The 10,995-nt window shown below is 71.3% G+C and carries 8 protein-coding genes; 6 read left to right on the top strand and 2 right to left on the bottom strand.

What is annotated here, in order from left to right; genetic code table 11:
- Nucleotides 1–62: 62 nt before the first annotated feature.
- Nucleotides 63–392 carry a heat shock protein HspQ gene (gene hspQ / locus GC203_RS20230; protein ID WP_293458345.1) on the bottom strand — a complete coding sequence of 110 codons (330 nt, stop codon included), beginning with the start codon at nucleotides 390–392 and terminating at the stop codon, nucleotides 63–65.
- Between the two features lie 164 nt (nucleotides 393–556).
- Here hspQ and GC203_RS20225 point away from each other — a divergent pair, with 164 nt between their 5' ends.
- From GC203_RS20225 to GC203_RS20215, 3 genes are all read left to right on the top strand, one after another.
- The gene (locus GC203_RS20225) at nucleotides 557–1,630 is read left to right on the top strand and encodes a Ppx/GppA phosphatase family protein (RefSeq protein ID WP_293458344.1); all 1,074 of its coding nucleotides are present in this window, start codon (nucleotides 557–559) and stop codon (nucleotides 1,628–1,630) included.
- Nucleotides 1,627–2,331: an RlmE family RNA methyltransferase gene (locus tag GC203_RS20220; RefSeq protein ID WP_293458343.1), complete on the top strand. Its 705-nt coding sequence runs from the start codon at nucleotides 1,627–1,629 to the stop codon at nucleotides 2,329–2,331. The genes GC203_RS20225 and GC203_RS20220 overlap by 4 nt, the downstream gene beginning before the upstream one ends.
- A gap of 110 nt (nucleotides 2,332–2,441) precedes the next feature.
- Nucleotides 2,442–5,999 (top strand): autotransporter domain-containing protein, encoded by a 3,558-nt coding sequence (locus GC203_RS20215; protein ID WP_293458342.1) that lies wholly within the window; start codon nucleotides 2,442–2,444, stop codon nucleotides 5,997–5,999.
- Nucleotide 6,000: 1 nt separating this feature from the next.
- Here GC203_RS20215 and GC203_RS20210 read toward each other — a convergent pair whose 3' ends face one another.
- Nucleotides 6,001–6,894: a LysR family transcriptional regulator gene (locus tag GC203_RS20210; RefSeq protein WP_293458341.1), complete on the bottom strand. Its 894-nt coding sequence runs from the start codon at nucleotides 6,892–6,894 to the stop codon at nucleotides 6,001–6,003.
- 54 nt (nucleotides 6,895–6,948) lie between these two features.
- On the opposite strand from GC203_RS20210, the gene GC203_RS20205 reads away from it, so the two are divergent.
- The 3 genes from GC203_RS20205 to GC203_RS20195 all read left to right on the top strand — a co-directional run bounded on the left by GC203_RS20205 (nucleotide 6,949) and on the right by GC203_RS20195 (nucleotide 10,971).
- Entirely contained in the window at nucleotides 6,949–8,136 is a 1,188-nt protein-coding gene (locus GC203_RS20205) for an MFS transporter (protein WP_293458340.1), read from the top strand.
- A 71-nt stretch (nucleotides 8,137–8,207) separates the two neighbouring features.
- Nucleotides 8,208–9,668, top strand: a complete 1,461-nt coding sequence (guaB, locus tag GC203_RS20200; protein WP_293458338.1) for an IMP dehydrogenase — start codon at nucleotides 8,208–8,210, stop codon at nucleotides 9,666–9,668.
- Between the two features lie 25 nt (nucleotides 9,669–9,693).
- A complete protein-coding gene (locus GC203_RS20195) occupies nucleotides 9,694–10,971 on the top strand; it encodes an RsmB/NOP family class I SAM-dependent RNA methyltransferase (protein WP_293458336.1) in 1,278 nt (425 codons plus the stop codon).
- Nucleotides 10,972–10,995: the final 24 nt, after the last annotated feature.

Here is a 10,995-nt window from a genome sequence, read left to right as displayed (position 1 = left end):
GTTCGATCTTGGCCCAATTTTCCGCATTTCGCGGTGAAATCGTGCGCGCTCGGCGCGGCGCTCTAGTGCCCGATGCCGGGGCGCAGGCGGTACTGGCCCTCGTTGAAGGTGTCGAAGATCAGCGACGCCTGGGGGTGGCCCACCGGCTGGCCGGTCTCGTCCGGCTCCAGGTTCTGCTCGGAGACATAGGCCACGTAGGCGCTGTCGTCGTTCTCGGCGAGCAGGTGGTAGAACGGCTGGTTCTTGTGCGGCCGGATGTGTTCCGGGATGGAGAGCCAGTATTCCTCAGTGTTCGAGAACACCGGGTCGACGTCGAAGATGACCCCTCGGAACGGGTAAATCCGGTGGCGCACAACCTGACCGATCGCGAATTTGGCGAGTCGCGTATCCATAACCCCGTACACTACAGCGAACCTCCTGACTGGAAGGTGAACGTAGCGTTGTACAGCCGTCATTCAACCGTCGCCTTCCTGCAACCTGTCCAGCTTGCTAAGTTCGCCGCGAAATGAGGCGCGATCGTCGGGAATCGCGCCTGCGTCAGGACGGAAGACGGTCCATGAGTGAGGCGCTGCGCGCGCCCGCGCCTGCGAATCGCGGCCGGGAACGGGGGACGGGCGATCCGCGATGTTTCGCGGCGCTGGACCTCGGCACCAACAACTGCCGGCTTCTGATCGCCACGCCCACGGCCTCGGGCTTCCGCGTCGTCGAGGCCTATTCGCGGATCGTGCGCCTGGGCGAGGGCCTGTCGCAGACGGGCCGGCTCTCCGACGCCGCCATGGACCGCGCCCTGGCCGCGCTGAAGGTCAGCGCCGAGAAGGTGCGCCGCCGCCGGGTGGTGAAGTTCCGCGCCATCGCCACCCAGGCCTGCCGCATCGCCGACAACGGCCAGGCCTTCGTCAACCGGGTCGCCAACGAGACCGGCGTGCGGCTGCAGGTCATCACCCCGCAGGAAGAGGCCAAGCTGTCGGTCACCGGCTGCCTCAACCTGCTGGACTATCGCCACCAGGCGGCGCTGGTCGTCGACGTCGGCGGCGGCTCCACCGAGTTGTCGTGGGTCGACCTCAAGGCCGGGGCACCGGACACGCCGCCGCCCGTGCGGGCGTGGCTGTCGGTGCCGATCGGCGTGGTCACCCTGGCCGAACGGTTCCCCGAGGGCGAAGCGGTCACCGACGCCTGGTTCCGGCGGATGGTCGACCACGTGAAGGACGAGATCGCCGCCTTCCGTCGCGCCGACCCCATGAAGCCGCTGTTCGAGGCCAACGAGGCCCATCTCGTGGGCACCTCGGGGGCGATCACCAGCCTCGCGGGCCTGCACCTGCGCCTGCCGCGCTACGACCGTAACCGCGTCGACGGCATCTGGATGACCCGCGCCGAATGCGAGGCCGCCGCCGAACGCCTGCTCGGCCTCACGGCCGCCGAGCGCGCCGCGCAGCCGTGCATCGGCCCCGACCGCGCCGACCTGGTCCTGGCCGGGGCCGCGATCCTCCAGGCGGTGCAGGAACTGTGGCCCTGCCAGCGGGTTCGGGTGGCCGACCGCGGCCTGCGCGAAGGCATCCTCCTCTCCCTGATGAACGAGCGCTCGGGCCGCAGGCGCCGCAAGCGCCGCCGCGCCCGGGCCCACGCCTCATGACCGAACCACCCCGCAAACGCATGGTGCGCCCGCCGACCGGCGGCCAGGAGGGCGGCCGCGGCAAGCCGGCGCGCCTCAAGACCGCCAAGCAGCGCACGCCCAGCCAGCAGGCCTGGCTGGAGCGGCAGGTCAACGATCCCTTCGCGGCCAAGGCGCGCACGATGGGCTATCGCAGCCGCGCGGCCTTCAAGATCAGTGAGATAGACGATCGCCTTCACCTGTTCCGGCCGGGCGTCCGCGTCGTCGACCTGGGCCTCGCGCCGGGTGGCTGGACCCAGGTGGCCATCGAGCGCGGCGTGACCGACATCGTGGGCGTCGACCTGCTGGCCGTCGAGCCGTTGCCGCCCGCCCACATCCTCCAGATGGACTTCACCGACCCGGCCTGCGCGCCGCGCCTGATCGAGCTGCTGGGCGGAGCGCCCGACGTGGTGCTGTCGGACATGGCCCCCAACACCATCGGTCACCGCGAAACCGACCACCTGCGCATCGTGGGCCTGATCGAGGCGGCGATCGACTTCGCCCTGGACGTGCTGAAGCCCGGCGGCGCCTTCGTCGCCAAGGCCTTCCAGGGCCGCGGCAGCGACCAGCTCATCGCCGGGCTCAAGCGGCACTTCAAGGACGTGCGCAACCTGAAGCCCAAGGCCAGCCGGCAGGACAGTTCCGAGGTCTTCCTCGTGGCGACAGGGTTCCGCGGCCGCTGACGCTGTGCGTGTTTGCCGCATGCTCAAAACGGGGTGTCGCCGTTCGACTTAATGTTCCTTTGAGCGCCGCCGAATAGCGGCAGGGCTACCTGTTCCGGGAGCCCTTCCTCATGTTTCGCGTCGGCGCCGCCGCCATCCGTCCCACCCCGAATCCGGAGGCGCCAGTCCGGCGCTGGATCGTCGGGGCGTTCGCCACCACCGCCATCGCCATGGCCCTGGCGCCCGAGGCCCGGGCGCAGAGCCTGGTGCTGCAGGGCGACTACCTGAAGCTCGGCCTGAACCAGCAGGGCACGCTGGGCACGGGCGGCACCACCCAGCCCGGCATCCTCTATGACGGTGCGGGCTCGGGCACGTTCAATCCCAGCTACGACTACCTGACGCCGGGCTCGCCCATGGAAGGCTTCGTGCTGCAGGGCACGACGTCGGGCGGCGCCTTCACCGCCACCAACAACAACGCCAGTCTCGGCAGCGCCCAGGTGACGGGCGCACTGAGCGACTACAGCGGCGTCGCCTTCGGCGGCGAGACATTCGACCAGCGCGCCGTGTGGACCGGGACCTACGGTGCGACCCTCGGCGTGACCCACGACTACAGGTTCAACACTGACGGCCAGCAGCTCCAGATCGTCACGACGATCACCGCGCTGACCGACATCACCGGCCTGAACTTCGTCCGCTTCACCGATCCGGATGCGGTAGCGGCGCCGGGCGACACCAGCGCCACCAATAACTTCCAGGGCTCGGGCTCGATCTCGGGCGACGACCTCATCTATGCCGAGGCGACCGTCTCGAAGTACGTGATCGGCCTCTATTCCACCGACGCGACGACGCACCTCACCGGCGCGCCCGGATTCACAGCCGCGCCCGCAGGCTATCTGGCCGGCACGTTCCTCGGAAACGGCGACTATACGATCGGCATGGCCTTCACGATCGGCGATCTGCTGAACGGCGAGTCGATCACCCTCAGCTACGCGTACATCTTCGGCACCGACATCGCCGCGGCGATCGTCGCAAGCGGGGGTGGCGGCGGCGGCGGCGGAGCCGACCCCGAGCCCCCGCGCAACATCGAGGAGGGCGGCCAGTTCTCGACAGCCGACCTGATGGGCGGCTCGCTCAACCCGGTCTTCGACGGCGGCGCCTTGAAATCCACGGAAGACGCCTCGGTGAACCTCGACTTCACCATCACCGCGAAGGGCGGGTCGATCGACACGGGCGGGCACAACCTGGTGCTCTCGGGCGTCGTCTCGGGCGCCGGCCGCCTCGTCAAGACCGGGGAGGGCGTGCTCGAGCTCTCGGGCGCCAACAGCTTCCTGGGGGTGACGGTGAACCAGGGCGTGCTGGCGATCGGCGCCGACAGCGCCCTCGGCGCCAGCGGCGCAGGCCTGATCGTCGACGATGGCGGGGTCATCCGCGCCACGTCCGACACCTCGATCCTGCGGGCCGTCACGCTCTCCGGAGGGACCGCCACCTTTGACACCCGCGACCACGACCTGGTCATCAGCGGCGCCATTGACGGCGCTGGCGGTCTCGAGAAAGCGGGCGCCGGCGTCCTCACCCTGTCGGGCGAGAACTCGTACACAGGCGATGTGCGGATCAGCGGCGGCGGGTTGCGGATCGCCTCCGTACAGTCGCTCGGGTCGGGCGGCGGAACGCTCGACTTCGCGGACGGCACGGGTCTGATCGTCGACGCCGGCATGGTCTTGGGGAACCGCATCAATGTGGGCTCGGGCCTGGCGACCGTGGACGTCGCGGGCGACAGCCTGCGCCTCAACGGGGCGCTGACCGGTGACGGCGGCATCGTCAAGGCGGGCTCGGGCACGCTTACGCTCGAAGGTTCGAGCACGCTGAGGACCCTCCAGATCGACGCCGGGACCGTGGTGGCGACGTCGACAGGATCGCTGGGCGCCTCCGACGGTCGGATCGTCCTCGGCGGCGGTACGCGGCTGACGACGGCCAACGACCTGGCGATCGACCAGTCCGTCGATTTCGCCGGCGCCGATGCGGTCATCGACACGGGGGCGAACAACGTCGTCGTGAACGGGACGATCAGCGGCGACAACTGCCTGATCAAGGCGGGATCCGGGTCGCTCAACCTGCTCGCGCCGGGCGCCAACGCCATCGGGGCGTGCGTCGAGGAAGGTACGCTGAAATTCAACAGCGTCTTCACGGGCAACGTCACCATCGACAGCGCCGGGACCGGCGCGGGCTCGGGCCTGATCCACGGCGACGTGATGGTCGCCGGCGTGCTGGCGCCGGGCAACTCGCCGGGCCGTCTGGTGATCGACGGCGGCGTGACCCTGGCGAGCAGCGGCGTGCTGTCGATCGACATCGACGGGCCGACGGCCGGCATCGGCGCGGGCCACTTCGACACCCTGGTGCTGACCGGCGCGAACGGCGTGTTCAACGCCGCGGGGGCGATCTCGCCGATCACGCGCGGCATCACGGGCGATGCGACCAACACCTATGTCCCGCACATCGGGGAAACCTTCCAGGTGGTCACGGCCGAGGGCGGCGTCGCCGGGCGCTTCGAGCGCCTCGTGCAGCCCACCGCCGGGATGGCGGCCAACAGTCGCTTCGAGGTGATCTATCGCCCCGACGCGATCATCCTGGCGGTGACGCCCGAGAGCTATGCGGCCGCTGCCGGCGGCGTCGCCAACGCCGTCGCCGTGGGCGGAGCGGTGGACGCGCTGCGCGACGCCGGGTCGACCGGATTTTCCGACGGCCTCATCGGGCTGAACGAAGCCCAGATCGGCGGGGTCCTGCAGCTGGCCGCCGGCGAGGCGCACGCCGACACGGCCGAGGCGGTGCTGCGTGGCAACCGCGGCGAGCGGCGGCTGGTTCTCGCCCGGGCGGGTCAGACCACTGTCGATCAGCAGGTGTGGGGCTCGCTTTCGGGCGGCACGCGCGAGGTGGGCGCCGACGACGTGGCCGGCCGCTACCGCGACGACCGCATCGGCGTGATGATCGGGGCCGATCGGCGCGTGGCGAACGTCCGCGTGGGTGGCGCGCTCAGCTACGGCGAGGCCGAGATCAAGGCCGGGCCGTCGGGCGGCGGCCGCGCGTTCAGCTACCAGGCGATGGCCTATGCCGGCTGGCGCGAGGGCCCCTGGTATGTCAGCGGCGTGATCCAGGGCGGCAAGGACACCTACAAGACCACGCGCCGGCTGGGCGCAGCCTCGGCCTACGCCAAGCCCGAGGGAGCTTCCTATGCAGCGGACGTCGAAGCGGGGCGCACCTTCGCCCTCGCGCCGGCGGCCGTCACGGTGATCGCCGGCCTGTCGAAGGACCGTGTGGATCGCGACCGGGTCACCGAGTCGGGCGATGCGACCGTGGCGCTAAGCTTCGACCGCCTGAAGCGCGATGCGGCGCAGGCGCGGCTCGGGTTGCGATTGGAGCGTCCGGTCAGCCTCGGCCAGGCCAGCTTGAAGCCGTATGCGTCGGCCTTCGTGCTGCAGGAACTGGACGGGTCGCGCACGCGCCTCGACGCCGCGCTGCAGGGCGCCGCCTTCGAGGTGGCGTCGAGTTCTCCGGGGCGCACCGCACTGGAACTCGCCACCGGGTTCGAAGCCAAGGTGGGCGCGCGCGGCCGGGTCCGGCTGGACTACCGCTACGAAGGCGCCCGCGAAGCGCAGGCCCACGCCCTCAGCCTGACGGCCGTGATGGCCTGGTAGATCAGGCGTCCGGCGGCTCGGGCATCCGGGCGCCCTCGGCGACGAGCCAGTCGCGGAAGCGGTCCAGCGCGCGGCTCTCGACGCCGGGCGCGGCCAGCATGGCGAAGGCGGTCTCCGAACGGCGGAAGCCCAGCGGCGCGATCAGTCGCCCCTCCAGCACGGCCTCGGCGCACAGCGGCCACGACACCACCGCCGCGCCCAGGCCCGCCAAGGCCGCGTCGAGGGCGAAGTGGACGTGGGCGAAGGGGCGTTCGACCGCGGGCGGCAGCTCGATGCCGGCATGCTCGGCGAAGATCGGCCAGGCCTCGGGGTGGGTGGCCGCCGCCAGGCGCGGCGCCCGCAGCGGATCCGGGCCGACCCGCGCGGCCAGCGTCGGCGACATCACTGCGCCCAGGGCGTTGCGGATGAAGGGCGTGCAGTGGGGATCGGCCGTGCGGCTGAGGGGTACGATCCGCACCACGGCCTCGGCCCCGCGATGCGAGGTGGCGTGTGACGCCAGTTCCGACAGGTGCAGGCGGATATCAGGGTGCGCCGCCTGGAAGCGGCCCAGCCGCGGGATCAGCCACTTCACCGAGACGCTCGCGTTCACCGCCACGTGCAGGTCCTCGCCGCCCTCGCGCACATGGCGCACGGCCGAAGCGATCTGGTCGAAGGCTTCAGTCAGCGGCGGCAGCAGCTGACGACCGGCGTCGGTCAGCTCCATGCGGTTCTTCGGTCCGGAGAAGAGGCGCACGCCCAGCGCCGCCTCCAGAGCCTTCACCTGCCGGCTGACCGCCGAGTGGGTGACGCTCAGCTCCTCGGCCGCCAGGGTCACGCGACCGGTCCGCGCCACCGCCTCGAACGCCCGGAGCGCGTTCAGCGATGGTAGCGGCGTCGATGTCAGTTTTTCGAACATAGAAGCTCGAATAAGTCGATTTTCTCCCAGCGACAATCGCGGCATAGGCTGGTCATGGAAGCCCAGCCCAAGCCGATCCGCCCGTCAGGCGTCGTCGCCGCCGGGTTCGGCGTGGGGCAGGTGGTGGCCTTCGCCTCCAGCTTCTACCTGATGGGTGTGCTGGGCGACGCCATCGCCCGCGACCTTTCGGTCTCCGTCGGCTTCGTTTTCGTCCTCGTTTCGGCGCAGCTGGCCGTGCCGGCCTTCATCGCGCCCGCCGTCGCGCGCCGGATCGACCGCCGGGGCGGCAAGGCCGTCCTCGTGGCCTCCCACCTGGCCTTCGCCGCGGCGCTGATCGTCATCGGCTTCGCCCAGGACGCGGTCGGACTTGCGATCGGGATGGCGGCCCTGGGCTTCGGCATGGCTCTCGGGCTGTCGCCGACGCCCTTCGCGATCCTGGTGGCGTTGTATGGCGAGGCGGCGCGACGGCCGATCACCGGCGTGGCCCTGATCGGCGGCCTGGGCTCGACGCTCGGCTGGCCGCTGACGGGCTGGATGGCCGACCACTGGGGCTGGCGCGGCGCCTGCTTCGCCTGGGCCGGCGTGCAGATGGCGATGCTGCCGTTCAGCGCCTGGGTCTGTCCGCGCACGCCCGGCCATGGGCCGCACGCCTCGGCGTCGAAGCCCGACGTGGCCTGGGACCGCGCGATGGTCCAGCTGGCGGTGCTGTTCGCCTGCGCCTGGTTCGTCTCCACCTGCATGAGCGCGCATCTGCCGCGCCTGCTCGCCGCCTTCGGCCTGCCCATGCGCGCGGCCGCCGCCGCCGCCGGCTTCGTCGGCATCGCCGCCGTCACGGTCCGATTCCTGGAGTTCACCGTGCATCGTGGCCTGCCGCCGCTAGCCACCACGCGGGTGGCGACGCTGATGCATCCGCTGGGCGCGGCGATCCTGGCGCTATTCGGCGCGCCGGCCGCCGTGGCGCTGGCGCTGGGGCAGGGCGCCGGCAACGGCATGCTCGCCGTGGCCAAGGGCGTGCTGCCGCTCAGCCTCTATGGCCCGCGCGATTACGCCTACCGCTCGGCGATCCTGGGCCGGCCCGCGCTGTTCGCCCAGATCTTCGGGCCCGCCGTCTACGCCGCCGCGCTGGAGCGCTCGGCCGGCGTCGCCCTGCTGACATCCTCCGGTCTCTGCCTCGTCATGTTCGCCATGACGTTCGGCCTTTCCGTCCGCCGCCCATCCCCACAGGAGCAGGTAATCGCATGAACGCGCCCGTCAGGCCCCTTGCCGCCTACGCCACCGACCCCCTATACGCGTCCCGCAAAACGGAGAGTCTCATGGAGATTCGCGAAGGGCTCACCTTCGACGATGTTTTGCTCGAACCGGGTCCGTCCGATGTGATGCCGACCCAGGTGGATGTCTCCACCCGGTTCACGCGCGAAATCAGCCTCAACATCCCGCTCGTCTCGGCGGCGATGGATACGGTCACCGAGAGCCGACTGGCCATCGCCATGGCCCAGTCGGGCGGCATCGGCGTCCTGCACCGCAACTTCACGGTGGAGGAGCAGGCCGACCAGGTGCGCGAGGTGAAGCGTTATGAAAGCGGCATGGTCATCAACCCGCTGACCATCGGCCCCGACACCACGCTGGGCGAGGTCCGCCAGATCAAGGCGCAGCGCAAGATCAGCGGCTTCCCGGTGGTGGACCAGGCGGGCACGCTCTGCGGCATCCTCACCAACCGCGACATGCGTTTCGAGAGCCGCGACGACATCCCGGCCAAGGCGGTGATGACCAAGGAAGGCCTCGTCACCGTCAAGGAGGGCGTCGGCCAGCCCGAGGCGCGCGAACTGTTGCGCCGCCACAAGATCGAACGGCTGATCGTCGTCGACGACGACAACCGCGCCGTCGGCCTGATCACCGTCAAGGACATGGAGAAGTCCCAGGCCCACCCCAACGCCGCCAAGGACGCCCAGGGCCGCCTTCTGGTGGCCGCCGCCTCCACGGTGGGCGACGCAGGCTACGAGCGGTCGATGGCGCTGGTGGACGCCGGCGTCGACGTGGTGGTGATCGACACCGCCCACGGCCACAACGCCGACGTGGCCAAGGCCGTGGCCCGGGTGAAGCGCGAGACCAACCGCGTCCAGATCGTCGCCGGCAACGTGGCCACCTACGACGGCGCGCGCGCCCTGATCGACGCCGGCGCCGACGCGGTGAAGGTGGGCATCGGGCCCGGCTCCATCTGCACCACCCGGGTGGTGGCGGGCGTGGGCGTGCCCCAGCTCACCGCCATCGCCGACGCCGTGCGGGCCGCCGCCGGTTCGGATGTGCCGATCGTGGCCGACGGCGGGATCAAGTACTCGGGCGACCTCGCCAAGGCGCTCGCCATGGGCGCCTCGGTGGCGATGATGGGGTCGGTGTTCGCGGGTGTCGACGAGGCGCCGGGCGAGGTGTTCCTCTACCAAGGCCGCTCGTACAAGGCCTATCGCGGCATGGGCTCGATGGGCGCCATGGCCCGCGGCTCGGCCGACCGTTACTTCCAGAAAGAGGTGACGGACTCGCTCAAGCTGGTGCCCGAGGGCATCGAGGGTCAGGTGCCCTACAAGGGACCGATCGCGCCGATCCTGCACCAGATGGTGGGCGGGCTGCGCGCGGCCATGGGCTATGTGGGCGCGCCGACGCTGGAGCTGTTCCGCGAACGGGCGCGGTTCATCCGCATCACCGGCGCGGGCCTGCGCGAGAGCCACGTCCACGACGTCATGATCACCCGCGAGGCGCCGAACTACCCGAGCGGCGTCTAGGCGGGACGGACCCGAGGGCAGGGCGATGCGCGACGGCGGACGCCTGGCGGCGGCGATCGAGGTGCTGGGCGAAGTGGAGGCCCGCCACCGGCCCGTGCGGCTGGCGCTGAAAAGCTGGGGCGAGGGCGCGCGCTATGCGGGCGCCAAGGACCGGGCCTGGGTGGCCGGGCTGGTCCACGACGCCCTGCGCCGCCGTCGCTCGCTGGCCTGGCGGATGGGCGACGAGACGCCCCGCGCCGCCGCGCTGGGCGCGCTCGCCTTCCTCTGGGGCTGGCCGATCGACCGGCTGGCCGAGGCCGCCGGCGACGAACCGCACGGCCCCGGTCCGCTGACCGACGCCGAACGCTTGGCCCTGGCGGCCCCGCGCGACCTCGCCGATGCGCCGGAGGCCGTGCGCGGCGACTATCCCGACTGGCTCGACGCCTCGCTCGCCCGGGTGTTCGGCGAGGCGCGGGCCGAGGAGGGCGCGGCCCTGGCCGAACGGGCGCCCGTCGACCTGCGGGTCAACACCCTGAAGACCGATCCCGGGCGGGCGGCCAAGGCGCTGGCGACCTTCCAGCCCGAGCAGCCGCCGCTGTCGCCGCTGGCCCTGCGCGTCGCCGCCCCCGATCCCTCGACCCGCTCGGGCGCGGTCGAGGCGATCCCGCAGTTCTCCAAGGGCTGGTTCGAGGTGCAGGACCTGGGCAGCCAGGCGGCGGCCGCCTCGGCGGGCGACATCAAGGGCGCCCAGGTGCTGGACCTCTGCGCCGGCGGCGGCGGCAAGACCCTGGCCCTGGCCGCGGCCATGGCCAACACCGGCCAGATCTACGCCTACGATTCCGATGCGCGGCGCCTGACCGACACAGTTCGCCGCGCCGACCGGGCCGGGGTGCGCAACCTGCAGGTCCGCACGCCGCTCAATCCCGATCCGCTGAAGGGCCTCGAAGGCCGCATGGACGTGGTGTTCATCGACGCGCCCTGCACGGGCACGGGCTCGTGGCGGCGCCATCCCGACACCAAGTGGCGGCTGACGCCCGACGCGCTGGCGCGCCGCCAGGCCGATCAGGACCAGGTGCTGGACGACGGTGCGGGCTTCGTGAAGCCGGGCGGACGGATCGTCTACGTCACCTGCTCGGTGCTGCCCGAGGAGGACGAGGACCGGATCGAGGCGTTCCTGGCGCGCCAACCCGGCTTCGTCAGGCGGCCGGCCACGGCCGAACCGGCGCTCGCCGGATTCCTCACGCCCGCCGGCGACCTGCGCCTGACGCCCCGGACCTCCGCCACCGACGGCTTCTATGTCGCCGTGCTGGAGAAGGCGGCATGACGGCGCCACGTGCTCGCCTCTCCC

Origin of the sequence: Phenylobacterium sp., assembly GCF_016124325.1 — a bacterium.
Taxonomy (GTDB): Bacteria; Pseudomonadota; Alphaproteobacteria; order Caulobacterales; family Caulobacteraceae; genus Phenylobacterium.
This window is presented reverse-complemented; position numbering and strand designations above follow the sequence as displayed.